Annotated in this window: 12 protein-coding genes; 5 read left to right on the forward strand and 7 right to left on the reverse strand. The window is 59.2% G+C overall.

The genetic code is table 11. From position 1 onward, the window contains the following. The first annotated feature begins 17 nt into the window (after positions 1 to 17). Both M9Q49_RS03415 and M9Q49_RS03420 read left to right on the forward strand, forming a co-directional pair. On the forward strand, positions 18 to 1,355 hold the full coding sequence (locus tag M9Q49_RS03415) for an MFS transporter (RefSeq protein WP_254507248.1): 1,338 nt from the start codon (positions 18 to 20) through the stop codon (positions 1,353 to 1,355). Continuing rightward, positions 1,355 to 2,242 (forward strand): ArsI/CadI family heavy metal resistance metalloenzyme, encoded by an 888-nt coding sequence (locus M9Q49_RS03420; RefSeq protein WP_254507249.1) that lies wholly within the window; start codon positions 1,355 to 1,357, stop codon positions 2,240 to 2,242. The genes M9Q49_RS03415 and M9Q49_RS03420 overlap by 1 nt, the downstream gene beginning before the upstream one ends. On the opposite strand, the gene bla is transcribed toward M9Q49_RS03420, so the two are convergent. Together bla and M9Q49_RS03430 are read right to left on the reverse strand one after the other, a co-directional pair. Continuing rightward, the gene (gene bla, locus M9Q49_RS03425; protein ID WP_254507250.1) at positions 2,239 to 3,909 is read right to left on the reverse strand and encodes a subclass B3 metallo-beta-lactamase; all 1,671 of its coding nucleotides are present in this window, start codon (positions 3,907 to 3,909) and stop codon (positions 2,239 to 2,241) included. The two genes, M9Q49_RS03420 and bla, sit on opposite strands and share 4 nt — an antisense overlap. A gap of 116 nt (positions 3,910 to 4,025) precedes the next feature. Continuing rightward, a complete protein-coding gene (locus M9Q49_RS03430; RefSeq protein WP_254507251.1) occupies positions 4,026 to 5,030 on the reverse strand; it encodes an SMP-30/gluconolactonase/LRE family protein in 1,005 nt (334 codons plus the stop codon). 378 nt (positions 5,031 to 5,408) lie between these two features. Here M9Q49_RS03430 and M9Q49_RS03435 point away from each other — a divergent pair, with 378 nt between their 5' ends. The 3 genes from M9Q49_RS03435 to M9Q49_RS03445 are packed head-to-tail and all read left to right on the forward strand — an operon-like array spanning position 5,409 to position 7,129. Then, the gene (locus M9Q49_RS03435) at positions 5,409 to 5,924 is read left to right on the forward strand and encodes a hypothetical protein (RefSeq protein WP_254507252.1); all 516 of its coding nucleotides are present in this window, start codon (positions 5,409 to 5,411) and stop codon (positions 5,922 to 5,924) included. 48 nt (positions 5,925 to 5,972) lie between these two features. After that, the gene (locus M9Q49_RS03440; RefSeq protein ID WP_254507253.1) at positions 5,973 to 6,383 is read left to right on the forward strand and encodes a phage holin family protein; all 411 of its coding nucleotides are present in this window, start codon (positions 5,973 to 5,975) and stop codon (positions 6,381 to 6,383) included. Next, positions 6,362 to 7,129: a hypothetical protein gene (locus M9Q49_RS03445; protein ID WP_254507254.1), complete on the forward strand. Its 768-nt coding sequence runs from the start codon at positions 6,362 to 6,364 to the stop codon at positions 7,127 to 7,129. Before M9Q49_RS03440 ends, M9Q49_RS03445 begins: the two co-directional genes overlap by 22 nt. Positions 7,130 to 7,199: 70 nt before the next feature. Here M9Q49_RS03445 and M9Q49_RS03450 read toward each other — a convergent pair whose 3' ends face one another. The 5 genes from M9Q49_RS03450 to M9Q49_RS35700 form a co-directional block, all read right to left on the reverse strand. Next, complete coding sequence (locus M9Q49_RS03450) at positions 7,200 to 11,042, reverse strand: DUF7133 domain-containing protein (protein ID WP_254507255.1); 3,843 nt, start codon at positions 11,040 to 11,042, stop codon at positions 7,200 to 7,202. 479 nt (positions 11,043 to 11,521) lie between these two features. Continuing rightward, positions 11,522 to 12,589 (reverse strand): CPBP family intramembrane glutamic endopeptidase, encoded by a 1,068-nt coding sequence (locus M9Q49_RS03455; protein WP_254507256.1) that lies wholly within the window; start codon positions 12,587 to 12,589, stop codon positions 11,522 to 11,524. 5 nt (positions 12,590 to 12,594) lie between these two features. After that, positions 12,595 to 13,221 carry a CDP-diacylglycerol--glycerol-3-phosphate 3-phosphatidyltransferase gene (gene pgsA, locus M9Q49_RS03460; RefSeq protein WP_254507257.1) on the reverse strand — a complete coding sequence of 209 codons (627 nt, stop codon included), beginning with the start codon at positions 13,219 to 13,221 and terminating at the stop codon, positions 12,595 to 12,597. Between the two features lie 6 nt (positions 13,222 to 13,227). Next, positions 13,228 to 14,265, reverse strand: a complete 1,038-nt coding sequence (locus M9Q49_RS03465) for a Gfo/Idh/MocA family protein (RefSeq protein WP_254507258.1) — start codon at positions 14,263 to 14,265, stop codon at positions 13,228 to 13,230. Between the two features lie 196 nt (positions 14,266 to 14,461). Continuing rightward, positions 14,462 to 15,655 carry a ribonuclease D gene (locus M9Q49_RS35700; protein WP_254507259.1) on the reverse strand — a complete coding sequence of 398 codons (1,194 nt, stop codon included), beginning with the start codon at positions 15,653 to 15,655 and terminating at the stop codon, positions 14,462 to 14,464. Positions 15,656 to 15,730: the final 75 nt, after the last annotated feature.

Raw genomic sequence — 15,730 nt, forward strand, 5'->3', positions numbered from 1 at the left:
ATCTGAGATCTGCAATCATGAAGCTCAACCCTTACGAACCTCCGCAGCAAATCGACGAGCCGCGCCCGTCGTCGACTCCCGGCGGTTATCTCGCCGCGTTCATGGTGGTGCTGGCCGCCGCGCTCGCCATGGCAGCGACCATTCCGGGCCGCACGCAGGGCTTGGCTCTGATCACGCAGCGGCTGATCGAAGATATTCCCGGCGTGACCAAGGAAAGCTTCGCTTGGATCAATTGCTGGGGCACGCTGATCGGCGGGTTGTTTTGCTTGCCTTGCGGATGGTTGCTCGATCGCATCGCACCGAAGTATTTCGCTCTCTTGACCATCGCCGCGCTGGGCGCGGTGACGCTCGGCATGAGCCAGGCCCACGATACCACGTCGCTGATGATCTACATCACCCTCACGCGCGGGCTGGGGCAAAGCATGCTCTCGGTCATCAGTCTCACGCTGATGGCCAAGTGGTTTCGGCGCGACTCCGCGGCGCCGATGGCCGGTTATGCGATCGCGATGACCATGCTGATGGTTGTCGGCTTTGGCATGTTGCAAGCGGGCCTTTCTCCCGCGGCAAAAGATCAACCGCTCCCCGATTGGCGGCCGGTATGGGGCGGCTTGGGTTGGGCACTGCTGATCATCTCGCCACTTTGCGCGTTGCTCGCCTGGCCTGTTACGCCTGGTCGAAAACCCGGCGATGCAGCCGCGGTTCCCTTTCGCAGCGCGACCGTCTGGGCCGCGTTGTCGACGGGCAGCTTCTGGATCTTTGCTCTCAGCATTTCGCTATTTGGGCTGGTGAGTTCCGGCGTGTCGCTCTTTCAGGAGGAGATTTTCAAGTCGCTGGGTCTCGATGTGAAAGTCTTTTTCACGTGCCAGCTCATCGGGCTCGGCATCGGCCTGCTATCGAATTTCTTCACGGGCTGGCTGGCGCGGAAGGTTTCGCTGTCGCTGTTGCTGGGAATATCGATGGCCGTGTTTGCCGCGTCGCTGGTCACGCTGCCGTTGTTGCGCACGCCCGGCCAGGCCTACCTGCAAGCCGTGGTGCATGCCTTTGCCGGCGGCGCGATTGTCGTGTTATTTTATTTGATTTGGGTGCATTCCTTCGGACCGAAGTACGTCGGTGAGATTCAGGGTGCGGTGCAGCTGATGACCGTGATCGCCTCTGCCATCGGTCCGCCGGTGGTGATTCTCGGTAGCACGCTCTTCGGTGGTTATGCGGGAATTATCTGGCTCTTGGCGGTGCTCGCCGCGCTGCTGGCGGCCGGAGCGTTTGTGATTCGCGTGCCGGTTGCCGCCCGCGGCGACTGGTCGCACTTGCCCGCAGCTGAAAATGAGAACCTGAAGCTTTCGCAGGAGACAGCTTGATGACCGCCGTGATTCCAATTGGCAGCTGCGCTCGCGAAGCAGTTTCAGAGACCAAGCAACCGACTCGATTTCATCTCTCGTTGAACGTTGGCGACTTGAATCGCGCAATCGAATTTTTTCGCGCGTTCTTCGGTATTGAACCAGCGAAGTGCCGTGCTGATTATGCAAAATTCGAGCTGAATGATCCGCCGCTTGTGCTCTCGCTCGAACCTTTCAAAGCGACTCCCGGCGGCAACTTGAATCATCTGGGCTTTCGCATGCCGGACTCGGCGGCGCTCGTCGAGGTACAACGGCGATTGGAACTCGCTGGCATAAGCACACGGCGGGAAGAAGGAGTTGAATGTTGCTACGCGCGGCAAACCAAGTTCTGGGTGCACGACCCCGATGGCAACCTGTGGGAAGTTTATACGCTCGAGGAAGATCTCGAACATCGTGGCGATGGCCACATACCGACGGAGGCGCCGAAGACCAGTTCAAGTGTGCCGGCGCTCGCCATCTGGGGGCATCGTTTGGGAGAACCCTTCGCGAAACGACTGCCGATTCTCGATGGTTCGGTCGATCAAGTCGCGCTGCAAGGAACTTTCAACGAGCGACTATTATTGGAAGAACGGCAGCGCCGCTGGCGTGAGATCCGCCGCATTTTGAAATCAGGCGGCGAAGTGCAGATGCATCTGCTCACGGCAAATCAATCGACGGACGATCAGGTGCTAAGACTTCCCGGCCCGGCCGCAGCCGTTCAGTATGTGCCCGCCGAAGGCGAACTTTTGGCGGAACTTACCGCTGCGGGGTTTGTCGATGTGGGCGTTACGTTTCGCGGCCAATCGGCCTGTTTCACGGCTGGTGATTGTCAGCTGCGCGAAACGCGGATCGCGGCGAAAGCACCCTAAGGCGCTAGCAACCGATCCAGCTTTGTGCGACTTTCTTCCGTCACCGGCCTCCAGGCGATATCGACCCCGCTGAGAAGTTTGCGGACCTTTTCGATTTCCTCGGTAGAAACATCCACGTCGCTTAGCTCTAGCTTCTTGAGCTTTGGCAGTGCGCTCAGTTTGCCGAGTGCCGCGGCAGAAAACTTCTGCTCGCCGAGCGTCAGCGTATCGAGCGATTTCAGTTCAGCGACGATGTCAAGCGTTTTGTCGGTCAAGCTGTGAGCGTTCGATTCACCGCCGTACTGCCGTAGCCGTTGGCCGAGGTGCAGGCTCTTTAGATTGACGAGCGATTTCAAGTGCTCGTTGCCGGCTTCGGTTTGATAGGTGTGCCAGGTGCGGAAGTTTTCGAGCTGCGTCAGCGTACCGACCGCGGCCATCCCTTCGTCGTTGAAGGGACAACCGGCCACGGTCAACCGGCGAAGATTTTTCAGCGCGGTGAATTGAGCAAAGCCACGGCCGGTGAAATCTTTCCGCTTGAGCGAGGTGTGAAAGAATTTGATCTGCTTGAGATTGCTTAGCAGCGTGAGTTGCCACAAACCGTCGTCGCTGAACTGGGCGAGATTGGTCGAGAGATCTTCCAGGGCAACGAGGCCGGTCAGATACGAGATCGTTTTGTCGTTGAGCGCTTCGCCCGAGGTCGACAGCGTCTTCACATGCACCAGCCGGCCGAGGATTTCAAAATCGGCGTCGGTGAATTTGGCCAGATCCTTGATGTTCACACCGGTGACGACACCTTTGGCGAGCGTCACTTCGGCGCCGGCCTCGCGCAGCTGCTCGGCCGCTGCCTCTTCATCTTGCGGCCCGGCTTGCTGATCGGCGAGCTTCTTTTGATAGGCCGCTTCCTTCAGTGCGACATAGGCCTTGTAACCCTGCGGATCGATGAACGGATTTTCGGCGGGCTTTTTCGCCAGCTTCTCGTGCTTGGCGGCCATGTCGTAGTAGTTGCCATGCGCGCCGAGGAAAATATCGCATGGCAGTGACTTCAGCGTTTTGAAGGTCTGCGCGTAGTCGTCGGCCATCGTGGGATATTCTTTGTTGCCGACCAGGCGAAAGCCGGGGTTCACGTTGGGGCTGCCGATGACCACGACATCGAGCTGTTTGCCGTCGACCATTTCCTGCCAGGTCCAACTGGTGCAGCCGCGGGTATGGCCTGGAGTGTGGCGGGCCGTAAGCTTCACGCCGCCGAGCGTCACCTCGTCGCCGTCCTTCAGCACGCGATCGACCGGGCACTCCGGCCAACGACTGTCGACATACAAATACTGTCCCTTGCCGCCATTCTTGATCACGTCTTCGTCACCCGTCATCACCACGACCTTCGCGCCGGTCAGCTCGCGCATCTTGGCGTGGCCGGCAACGTGATCGGAGTGCGCGTGGCTGGCGAGCAGGTACTTCACATCCTTCATCTTGAAACCCAGCGATTCGACCGCGCCGCGAATCAACGGCACCGTTTCCTCGAAGCTGCTGTTGATCAAGATGTGCCCATCAGGCGTCGTGATCAAAAAGCTGGCGAGTTCCTGCGAGCCAACGTAATACGTGTTGCCAGCGACGCGATGCGCCGGGAAAGGAGCATCGGCGCGCGCGATGGAGGCCAGGAGGCAGAGAATCAGGAGAGTGGTGTATCGAATCATTGCTGCACCGTAAAAGTAGCTGAATTCGCCAGTTGTAGGGTGGGTCGAATGTACCCATGAGGCCCACCAAGATCGCGGTGGGCCTCGCGGAGTACCGCTCGACCCACCCTACGAAATTAACCACCACTTACGCCTTGAGTATTTACATACAGCGAATAAATCGAAGTGCTGCTGCACATGAACAGGCGGTTCCGGTGGCGGCCCCCGAAGCAGAGGTTGGCACACCGCTCCGGCAGGTCGATGCGGCCGATGAGTTTGCCCTGCGGATTGAAGATGGCCACGCCGTCGAGGCCTTCCTTGCCCATCCCCCAACCGCACCAGAGGTTGCCGTCGACGTCGACTCGGAAGCCGTCGGGGGTACCATCGGTTTCGGCAGTGATGAAGGGCGCTCCGTCGGTGAGTTGCGCTCCGTCGACGCGATAGACGCGAATCACGCGCGGCGTGACGCCCGATTCGACAACGTAGAGCTTCGATTCGTCGGGCGAAAACGCCAAGCCATTCGGACGGGCGATGTCGCCGGCGACGACGCTGAGTTTTTTTGTCGTCGGATCCCAGCGATAAAGATTCGTCGGCAATTCGACCGGCGCGACTTCTCCTTCGTAGAAACCCAGGATGCCGAACTGTGGATCGCTGAACCAGATCGAGCCGTCGGATTTGCAGACGACATCGTTGGGGGAGTTGAGCCGCTTGCCCTCAAAGCTGTCCGCGATCACTGTCAGCGAGCCGTCGTACTCCGTGCGCGTTACGCGCCGGCCGAGATGCTCGCAGGTGATCAGCCGGCCTTGGCGGTCGCGGGTGTTGCCGTTGGCGTTGTTCGATGGTTTGCGAAAGACGCTCACCGCGCCGGTCTCTTCGTCCCACTTCATCATGCAGTTGTTGGGAATGTCGCTCCACAGCAAGTAGCGGCCATCGCCGAACCAAACCGGCCCTTCGGCCCAGCGGAGCCCTTCGGCAAGCTTCTCTACTTTCGCGGAATTAATCCGGTACTTCGCGAAGCTCGGATCAATGATCTTGATGGCAGGATCGGGATAACGCTGGCTCGGTTGCCATGAACTTTGCCCCGCGGCGCTGCTGCTTAGCATGATGACACTCACTAGCACGAGAATGGTTCGGCCGCTCATAAAGCTACTCAAAATGGGAGAGGCGGACGGCTGTGGAAGACGCAGTATAGTGCCGCCCGATTTTGATTGCCGCAGGTCAGGGCCGTGATTCATCGGCAGCGGTTGGCGCGGTTGGCGGACAACCAAGCTGATTCAGCTACTGGCAAAGAGTTCGCCGTGGGCACGGCTCCGTCGAGAATCGGGGCGGGGGTTTGTATCGAAAAACAGGCCTGTTTTGCCAGCTATCAACTTTGCCTTCGGCGGTCGCCATTTCTTGGCACGCTGGTTGCTTTATACACATTTCGACAACGCAGTCGTTGTCAGCACGGAGCGGCGAACCCTTTCAGTTTGATAGCGGGGTGAGTTCCTCCCTCTCACATTCCAGCAGGAGATTTGATCATGTCGAACGTCGCCAATCCCTCGAAGTCAGAAAACAGCAAAGACACCAACCTCGCCAGCACGATTTCGGAATCGGCCAACCAAGCTGGCACCTATCTCGCCGACAAGGCCAGCGAAGCAGGTAAGTTTGTGCAAGATAAAGCCGGCGAAGCCAGCAAGTACATGAGCGAAAACGCCAAGAGCTTGGCCTCGTCGGCGATGGACTCGGCCAACGACGCCGCCTGCTACGCCAGCAAGCGGGCCGAAGATGCTCGCTGTGCGGTCGGCAGTTCCTTTAAGTCGGTTGGTGACAGCATTCGCTCGGCTGCCCCTGAAGGAAGCGGCATGCACGACGCCGCTGATTCCTTCGCTACTGGCCTGGAAAACGCCGGCAAGTATCTCGAAGAACAAGACTTCAGCCACATGGCCGAAGATGTGACGAACATGATTCGCCGCAACCCGATTCCGGCCATCTGCATCGCCGCGGGCCTCGGCTTCTTGCTGGCTCGCGCCTGCACTCCGTCGTCGCGCAGCTAATGCTGAGCTTCCTGCCACGTGTTCCCTATCTGCAGCGGAGTTGTCGTCATGGCGACCGATATATACCAGCCACAAACGTCTGAGCCTAGTTTGACGCAACTCCTGAGCGGCATCATCACCGATGCCCAGGAACTATTGCGGCAGCAGTTGGCGATGCTCCGCACCGAAATGAAGGAAGACGTTCGCCGCACCAAGCAAGCTCTGGTCGCACTCGTGTGCGGCCTCGCCTTGGCCTCGGTGGGCGTCACGCTTCTCTGCTTCATGGCTGTGTATGGCTTGCAGGCGGCGTTCGCTTTGCCGCTGTGGGCCTGCTTCGGCATCGTCGGCGGCTTGCTGGCTGCGGCGGGTGGCGGAGCTTTCTACGCCGCCGTCATTCAATTCAACGCGTTCAACCCCCTGCCCGATGAATCGGCGCAAGCTCTGAAGGAGAATCTGCAATGGATCAGTCATCCGAAATAAGCGCCAGCGAAATGTCGCTCATCCGCAGCCAAATGGATGAAACTCGTAGTGCCCTTACCGAGAAGCTCGAACTGCTCGAACAAAAAGTCACCGACACCGTGCAGGGAACTGTGCAAACCGTGCAAGGAACTGTGCAACAGGTCGGCGACACCGTCGAAAACGTGAAAGCTGCCTTCGAAGATACCGTGAACACGGTGAAGAGCACAGTTCAAGACTCGGTCGATACGGTGAAGACATCCGTTCGCGACACCATGAGTGCAGTCGGCGAGGCGTTAAGCATTTCGCATCATGTCGAGCAACACCCGTGGGCCATGGTCGCGGGAGCCACTGCTGTTGGTTTCATTGGTGGCTACATGCTGATGCGGCCGAGTGAAAATGCTCGGGCTGATGAGAAGTTCCGGCACTTGGCTGCCTCGCAGGGGCGAATGCCGCAGAGTGGCTACACACCGCAGGAAGCCTTCACACCTGAGCCAGTGCAACGCAATGTGAGCCGCGAACCAGCACGCGAGATTCGCACCACCACTCACCGTGGCCCAAGCGTTCCTGAATGGCTTCAGCCGGCTGCAACCCAAGTCCAATCGCTGGCCGTGGGGGCCGCTTTGGGTCTATTGAAAGATATGCTCGTACGGGCTGTGCCGAAGCCGATGGCCGGGCAAGTGACGGAAATCGTTGACGGGCTGACCACATCACTCGGCGGACAGGTCTACCGCGGTTCACTGCTCGACCAATCGGCGTCGAAGCAGTAAATACATTCCGAGGTCGCTAGTTCCGGGACGGAGCAGTGCTCCGTCCTTTTTTTTGACTAGTTTTTTTTGACTAACGATCAAGCTTTTCCAGCGGCCGGCGGGCGATGCCCGTTTTGTTGTGCCGCTGCAGATACGCCATCAGGTCGGCGATCTCTTCCGGCGTGAGCGTTTCGAGCAAGCCACTCGGCATGGCCGAAACTTTGCTTGGCTTGATCTCTTCTACCGTCGCTGCCGGGAACGTGATCCGAGCACCCGTGTTGGTGAGGACAACCGTTTCGCCACCAGCACCTGGAGCGACAATGCCGCTGAAGGTCTTGCCGTCGGTCGTAAGGATTGTCTTCGCCTGATACTGCGACGAGATGTGAAGCGATGGGTAATAGATCGACTCTAGAATCTCCCGCTTCGTGAAGCGGCTCGACAGCGTCGTCAGATCCGGCCCCATCGACTCGCCTTTGTCGCCAAAGCGGTGGCACTTGGCACACTGAGCTTTGACGAAAATATCGGCGCCACGAGTGGCGACGGCTTTCTCGGCTTCATCACCATTCAGATAGGTGTAGAGAGCATCGAAGGTGTACTTCGCATCGGGCTGCGCGGGGATGACCGCTTCGGGCTGATCGGGATATTTTTCGGTGAACCACTTCTGCCAGGCCGCCAGTTTCACCGGCGTTTCTTCATCCTTGCCCAGTTCTTCGCCCGTCCAGAACTCCAGCAGTTCGATGGCAGGGTCGGAACCTTTTTCCCGCATCTTCAGGCCGAGCAGAATGACGTGGCGATAGGGATCGACCTCTTCGGGAGCTTGCGCGACCGTTGCCAGTTTGCCGAGAACTTCGCGAGCGGCGTTCACTTCAAGCGTCGGCAAGCTGCGGACGAGGTACGGCCAGTTGTCGCCCTCAGGCTTTTGCGACAGACCAACCGCAATGGCCTGGCGGCGATCGGGATCGCGCTCCCAAACTTTGCGGAGATAGGCGTACGAAGCGTCGTCCGCACTGCGCGACATCACGGCCACGATGCCGACCTTCAAGCGTTGGAAGGCATCACCCTGACGATCGGCGAGCTTGGTATCGAGCTCGATCAGCGATTGCAACGTGGTTTCGTCGAGTTGCTCTGGCAACGTATAAAGCGCACCGAGCGCCGAGTTCGGCATGTCCGAACCTTGCGCGAGAACCACGCGGGCTTCGGATTCGGTCATCGTCTTCGCAAAATCACGCGTCGCGTTGATGATGTAGCGGGCATAGCTGCCGCCACCCTTCTTCGCATTGGCTTGTTCGTAGAACTTCAGCAGTTCCAGGCGTTGCTCCGGCGTCCAACCGGTTTCGATAAACCGTAGGTGCATCGCCACGTGCAACTTGTCGGCGTCGGTGACGCCTGATTTCAGATATTCGAGATACCGCGGCGTGACGCTCGTGTCTTGCAGGCCGACGAGCAACCGAACCAGTTCGCGGTTCATCGTCGGTTCGCCAGAAGGAAACTCCTCGGAGAGAAGACGACGGAAGCCGACGATTTCGTCACTCGGCACTTCGCCGCGGCTAATGGCGACTTGCGACAAACGGAGCAGATCGATGAAGTCGCCGTCGCTAACGAAGGTCTGCATGTGCTTCTGCACCTGCTGGACAACTTCGATGGCGTGCTCCTTCGTGGGATGCGCGATCATCAGCGCCAGGCCGCCTTGCACGAGCAAGCGATGCCCTGGGGCTTCGAGGACTTTCTTTTTCCAAGTCGCGACCGGCATCCGCTCGAGCAGCCGCCGGGCCGACCATGATTCGTAGCGATCATCCGAGGCGAGCATCTTCAGCAGCTTGTCGACCGGAGGAGCTTGGTCGCCGCGCGAGAGAGCTTCGCATGCACTGCGGCGTACAAACCGATCGTTGTCATCCAGCATCTCGATCAGGCGGACATGGCCATCCTCGCTCGGATGCAGGCCCATCAGTTGGGCCGCCTTGGCGCGGACGACTTCGTTTTGTTCGTTCGAAAGCTGCAGTAGCAATTCCGGAGTCGGCTCGGGACCATAGAGTTGCATCAAATCGAGGGCCTGCAAGCGATAGTTCGCAGGGTTGGCCGCCGATTGCGCGACGCCGATAATGCTGGGATTCCATTCCGGACCGAGTTGCTTCTTCAGCGCGGCGACATTCTGCCGAGCCCAAGCACTGCCGATTTGCGGCTGACGAATGACAGCCGAAAGGCCGGTGCCAACATTGGAAATTTGCTCGGGAACCTGGCCCCGCCACTTCACGCAATACACGCCGCCCGAGGTACCGCGGCCGCCGGTCACGAAGTACAACGCACCGTCGGGGCCGACATCGAGGTCGGTAACGTTGAGTGGATTGCCTTGTAGAAAGATTTCCGGCGTGGCTTGATAAGAAGCACCGTTGTGCTTCATCTTCAGCGCGGTGATTTTTCCCTGCGACCAGTCAGCCGTGAAAATGGCGCCGTGGTATCGCAGCGGAAACATGTGGTGGTTGTAAGCGACGATGCCGGTCGGCGAACCCTTGCCCGTATCGAGCGTGGCCGGCAGCGAATCGATGTAATACTCAGGCCATTTCGACCAACCGCTCCGCCAGCCATATTCGCCGCCGGGCAGCACGTGCGTGAGCCGCGTCGGGCGATACCAGGGCAAGCCTTCGTCCGATTCCATGTCGGCATCGTGCACGAAGATTTCGCCTTCGCGATTGAAGCACAGGTCGTACGGGTTGCGGAAACCGCCAGCGACAATCTGAATGCCGCTGCCCACCGGATCGGTGCGAATCACCACCGCGCCCGGAGCCTTAATGCCCGTGGCATGGCCCGTCGGATCTTCGTACTTCGGCCCGACGAGATCACCTTCGTAAAAGTCACGATGCGGGCTGCCCGTGTCGGTTCCCTGCGGCAACTGCACGTGATTGCCGAGCATCACATAGATCAAGCCATCGGGCCCGAGCACAATGCCGTGGCCGCCGTGCTCCGGATTTTCCGTCGGCAACTTCATGATCGTCTTGACGTCTTCGAGCAGGCCGTCGCGATCGCGATCGCCGCAGCGATACAAGCCTGGACCATCAGGGCCATCGCCAGTCACAAAGACTTCGCCGTTGAGAGCGAGAATGCCTTGGCAACTTTTCACCTTGTCGCAGTAGGTGCGAACCTTGTCGAACTGCTTGTCGCCGTTGCTGTCGAAGACCATCAGCAGCGGGCCACCTTCGCGCGAAACCAGCAGGTTGCCGAATTCGTTGAACGTGCAGGCAATCAGCGAGCCCACCTGATCACCAGTCATCAACTGTTGAACTTCAAACTCCGGCGAGATGTCGAAACGCTCATTGCGATGCACTTCGGCAGCGACGGGCGCTTCTTCACGACGATCCCAAGGAGCCGTCGCGCCAAGCAGTCCAAACGAAGTAGCCGATTCCCAAGCGCGGTCGGAATAGAGCGCGGTGTTCCACAGCGGGAACGGCCGCAGCTGCGTCTTCCAGGTTTCGTCGGTCGAAAACGATTTCCAGCCAGCTCCCTTTTCCTTCACCGTCAAGCGAACGACGAGGGCAGCCGAGCCGGATGTTTTATTCGTCACGCGAACGGCGACCACATTGGGGCCGCGAACCAACGACTTGGTAATTTCGTATTCATCGAGCTTGCGCGTCGATTCGCCGTTGCCGATCCGCTTGCCGTTGACGAACAGTTCGTACTGATCATCGGCGGCGATCGCGAGAGTCGCGGCTTCAGGATCTTTCAAGGTGAAGGATTTGCGGAAGTGGCAATCGGTCCGCTCGGGGACCGAGTCCTTCTTATGGGCCGGCGTCCAGATCCATTGCGCTTCGCCTGCCATCTCTTGAGCGCGCGCGTGATTCGGGATCAGGCTCAACGCCAGAAATTGCGTGGCCAAAGCACAGATCGCTAGCGCGCGAAAACTGCGTTGCCCAGCGACCGCTGCACGGTTCCATCCGTTCATGGCAAACTCGCCGTCGATTTCGACGACGCCCTGATCATGGTCCACCTGGCGGGGCAGACCGACATCCCTGTCTTAAAATGTCACCCCAGCAATCGGGGCACACGCGGCCACCATAGCAAAACTGGCGAGAATCGGACAATGGCGAAATATGAAGCAGACGCCGTTCGCGCCTCGTGCCACTGGGGCTCAACGGCCAGCACTTATACAACACTCTCGTGCGAAAATCGAATGGTCTGTAACTGCCGCAGCTGTCAACAGTTACGTTGAAAACGTCGGCCGAATTGCCGTTTTTTCACAACACGTTCAAAGCAACGGCTGGCCAGCACTTAGGCGCTTCGAGAAAGCCCGAACTTATTTTCCGGCAACAGCTTCGGTGAATCACTTCGGTGCTAACCATTGAAATCTTAGCGCGCCGGTCCACAACAGTCTCACAGCAACTCTAGGGCAGCCTTTGGTGAAAGTGTTGTAGACCTCCCCAATCACTCTGGCAATTTTGGGCCAAACACTTGGATCCACAGGCCAAACATGGTGGTGGTGTTGAGCAGGAAGTGGGCGACGATGCCGGGGACGATCCGATGCGTCCGCTGATAAACGAAGCCAGTCGCGGCGCCAAAAATCAGCAGCGGAATCCAGGCCGGGCCGTGCGAATAATGCAGCAACGAAAAGACGATCGTGCTGGCAACAATCGCCAGCCAATCGCGGCGGGTGGGCGGCACTTGGTCACGAGGCTCGACGGCTGCTTCCGTTTCTTCCGTGGGTACAGGCGGTGCGTTGGGATTTTCCGCGAGCGGCTCTTTTTCAGGCCGTCGCTGAGCAGCCAGCTCTTGGGCGCTGAAGTTTTGCTCGCCGGTAACAAGTTCCGCGTACGTCGAGCGGCCTGAGCAACATTTCTCCAGCCAACCTTGCAGCAAGCCGCGGAATGCAAATTCCTCGATCAGCGGCGCGCTCACCGACGTGGCAATGATGGCGAGCGCAAAGAGCATCACGTCCTTCGACTCGGTCACGCTCTCGATCAGCGGATGGTCGTACTTCCACTCCAGGCCATACACCAGCGCAGCCTGCAAGGCGATCATCGGTAGATACATTCCCAGGAACGTAATCACGCCGATGCGCACGTCGTTGGCCAGATGTTGAACCGATAGGCCGAAATCGGCGAGGCTGGCTCCGTAACGTAGCACGATGAAGGCCAGCATCAGTCCGGCAACAAGCGCTTTCACACCCGTATCGAGTGCGATCATCGTCTTCCACATCGGCAGCGAGCGCTCAGTCTCGTCAGTTGGCAAATTGGGTTCGAATTCTTCCACGGCTTCGTTGTCGACCGACGCAAATTGCTCCGAAACCGGTTTCACGATCGAGACCGCAGCGATCGAAACCACGATGTAGAGGACAAAGGTCAAACACAGGTCGACGAGCGACCACGGCACCGGCCGTCGCGATTCGCGCGGCAAGATGGGTTCCCCCTTCACGAGCCGCCAGATGAGCCAGCCCCAAACGACGAAGCCACCGAAAAAAAGGGTCAGCAGCAGCGAAGAATAGGCCTGCAACATGGCACTTAGATTTTTCGCGCCGCGATCATGACGTATTCGAGGCCGGAGTAAATCGTGATCGCAATCGCGCCCCAGGCCGACGCGATGAGCGTGTACTTCAGCCAATCTTCGACCGGCAGCGTGTCTTTGTAGATTGCCAAATGTCGCAGCACGAGCAGGCTCGCCACAACGGCGATGCATTGCACAACCATCTTGATCTTCCCGGCCCACTTCGCCGAAAAATCGCCGCCGCTCCCTTCGATGACGCTACGCAGCGCGGTGACGAGCATCTCGCGCCCCATCACGACCGTGGCCATCCACGCAGTGATGCCGGAGTTCTGCTCCGCCGCTAGAAAGATAAACGTGCCGCAGATAATGATCTTGTCGACGAATGGATCGAGCACGCGGCCAAGCTTGGTCACTTCACCGTACTTGCGGGCCCAATACCCATCGGCCCAATCGGTGCCGGCAGCGATCAGAAAAACCACGAGGGCCGCCGTAAACTGTTGCAGCGGAATCAAGGCGAAGACCGCAATCGACAGCACCAGCCGCGCCATCGTAATGACGTTCGGCACGTTCCAAATGACGTTTTCCTTCGCCGTGGCAGAGACGGCGACCTTGTGCGCGGGAGAGGATTTTTTCTTGCTTGTCATCGCGCGTTACTTGGCTTCTTCGACGAAATTGGGCAGCACCATTCGTTTGCCCAAATAATAACTCTCCCGCGCAGCGATCACGACCGACAGCGCGCGGTAGGCGTCTTCCAGATCATTCACCTTCCGCAGCAAACTCGTCACACTGCGATAAAACTGCATCAGCAGGTGTTCGCCAACCGGACGTTCGCTATCGAGCGATTCCAGGTGCCGGCCGGCTTCGTCGAACCAGGTCAGACTCGATGGCAAATCGATAAACGCCATGCCTCGCTCACAGCACACCTGCAAGGCGGCCGGCGTGCGGAACGAAACGGCTTCGGGCCAGGAAGAGGGAAAGTAACGGCCACAACTGATTTGCGCGACTGGCCCGGCGCCCACTTGGCCGTGCGGCGAGAAGTCGAGGCTCATCATCTGATAGTCATCGCCATCCGGCTGACCGGTCAGGCTGTGACGAATGCCGACGACCGAGGTTGGCTCGAGGCCGGCGACATAACGGCACCAGTCGACTTGTTCGATCATCTCGCGCCCCATCGTTGGGCAATGCCGCATCGGCTTGCGATTGGCGCCGGCGGGTTCGACCGACGACCGACGATGACAGAAGATGAGTCTCGGTTTGCCGAGCCGCGTGGCGATGAGTTCTTTGAGTCGCAGCGTGGCCGGTGCCAGCCGCCGCGGAAACTCGGCCATGAAGGCGATGCCGGCTTCTTCGACCCGCTTCTTGAGCATCGACGCTTCTTCGGGCGAATCGATATCGAGGGCCGCGCCGCAGTAGACGCTTTTGCCATGATCGCAAGCCGCGAGAATCGGCAGCGTGCCATACCAGGCCGGCGACAGAATCATCACCACATCGATGTCGCTGCGAGCGCACAGAGCCCGAAAGCCGTCCATTTCCTCGGCGCGAAAGTCCTTCGCGGCCTGCTCGGCGAGATGGGCCACTTCGCAGCAGATGGCACGGATTTCGAAGCGATCGGAGAGAGCCCGCAGGGCATGCCGATGCCGGCTTTCCCACGCGTCACCCAGCCCGACAATCCCGACTCGAAGTTTCATGCTCGCTCAACTGTTCCAGTTCGATTTTGATCGCCGCCCACGTAGCTGTCAGTATAAGTGCACTAACAGCGCTTGTCTGCTTGCTTGGCGGGAAAGGGTCCCTTGGAGAGGGCGCGAGGGTGGGAGTGCGGGAGGGAGCGTTGGACAATCGTGAAATCGTCTTTAATCGCGCACTCTCTCCCTCGCACTCTCTCGGCTACTCCGCCGGTTCGCACTTCTCAAAGACCAGCGGTTCATGATCGAGCGGGTCGGCGATGCGGATGGCGAGGTTGCCGCGGAGCAGGTCATCGATGACGCTGCCGACGACTTGGGCCCGCCAGCCAGTGGCGAGCAGGGGGATTTCGCCGGGCTCGAAACCGCCGAGTTCCAGGCGATAAGCGATTAGATCGCGGACGTCTTGCGCGGTGCCGGCCAGGTTCGGCGCGACTTGGGCCGAACGGCAGATGCTGCCCAGCGCGGTGCTGAGAAACTGACCGAGCAAGTTGAGCTGCGGCCGGCTGCTGCGACGTTCGGTTTTCGGCAGTTCCTCGTCAGGCAGAGCCATCGCACGATCGACACAGGCGCCGATCTTCGGCAGATGTCGGAGGACTTCGCCTCGTTCCATGCCGCGAACGGCCCGCATGCGTTTGGGATCGGACGTTTGGCGCTTGGCGAGTTCCAGCAGCAGGTCGTCGCGAAGGATGCGCCGCGTTGGAATGTTGCGGCGTTCCCCTTCATCGTCGCGCCAGGTCCAAAGCTCGCGAACAATGGCCAGGGCCCGCGGGTTCATGCCGGACAAACCGCCGATCCGTCGCCACTTTTCGCCCGACTCCGACCGCTCCATGTCGTCTTGCCAGTCGTTGAGTTCGGTCGTGACCCAGTCGAGCCGGCCCAGTTCGTTCAGCCGCGAGTGGAGCACGCTGCGAATCGACTGCAGATCGACGACATCCTGCAAACCATATTCGATTTGACGCGGCGACAGCGGGCGGCGTCGCCAATCGGTGCGGGTTTCGTCTTTCGACAGGCTTTTGCCGAGCAGTTTTTGCACCAGCGTGCCGTACGAAGCCGGATATTCCAGCCCCATCATGCCAGCCGCGAGTTGCACGTCGAACCAGTTCGTGGGGCGTCGTCCCAGGGCTCGCAGGCAAAAGCGAAACTCTTCCCGTCCTGCATGGACGAGCGTTTCTTTGCCGGGCCGCGTGAGGAGCTCCCAAAACGGGCTCAGATCGCTGAATTCCAGCGGATCGATGATCCCCAGATGGCCATCGGCGGCGACTTGCACCAGGCACAATTCGGGTAGATACGTATCTTCGGAGACGAACTCCGTATCGAAAGCGATGATCTCTGCATCGGCAATCACCTGGCAGAAATCGCGCAGGTGTTGCTGCGAAGTAATGTATTCGTACCGCACGCGAACTCGCTGCTTACCTATTGCCGCCTGCCACGAAGATTCCTAACCGCCTAGGGGTAATGTAGCTCACAAAGG

The organism is Anatilimnocola floriformis (assembly GCF_024256385.1).
Classification (GTDB): domain Bacteria; phylum Planctomycetota; class Planctomycetia; order Pirellulales; family Pirellulaceae; genus Anatilimnocola; species Anatilimnocola floriformis.

Bases quoted from the DNA above. Each gene is read 5' to 3' on its own strand.
- bla (WP_254507250.1), bottom strand. From the start codon at position 3,909: ATGATTCGATACACCACTCTCCTGATTCTCTGCCTCCTGGCCTCCATC.
- pgsA (WP_254507257.1), bottom strand. From the start codon at position 13,221: ATGACAAGCAAGAAAAAATCCTCTCCCGCGCACAAGGTCGCCGTCTCT.
- M9Q49_RS03440 (WP_254507253.1), top strand. From the start codon at position 5,973: ATGGCGACCGATATATACCAGCCACAAACGTCTGAGCCTAGTTTGACG.
- M9Q49_RS03430 (WP_254507251.1), bottom strand. From the start codon at position 5,030: ATGAGCGGCCGAACCATTCTCGTGCTAGTGAGTGTCATCATGCTAAGC.
- M9Q49_RS03445 (WP_254507254.1), top strand. From the start codon at position 6,362: ATGGATCAGTCATCCGAAATAAGCGCCAGCGAAATGTCGCTCATCCGC.
- M9Q49_RS03455 (WP_254507256.1), bottom strand. From the start codon at position 12,589: ATGTTGCAGGCCTATTCTTCGCTGCTGCTGACCCTTTTTTTCGGTGGC.
- M9Q49_RS03450 (WP_254507255.1), bottom strand. From the start codon at position 11,042: ATGAACGGATGGAACCGTGCAGCGGTCGCTGGGCAACGCAGTTTTCGC.
- M9Q49_RS03465 (WP_254507258.1), bottom strand. From the start codon at position 14,265: ATGAAACTTCGAGTCGGGATTGTCGGGCTGGGTGACGCGTGGGAAAGC.
- M9Q49_RS03435 (WP_254507252.1), top strand. From the start codon at position 5,409: ATGTCGAACGTCGCCAATCCCTCGAAGTCAGAAAACAGCAAAGACACC.
- M9Q49_RS03415 (WP_254507248.1), top strand. From the start codon at position 18: ATGAAGCTCAACCCTTACGAACCTCCGCAGCAAATCGACGAGCCGCGC.
- M9Q49_RS03420 (WP_254507249.1), top strand. From the start codon at position 1,355: ATGACCGCCGTGATTCCAATTGGCAGCTGCGCTCGCGAAGCAGTTTCA.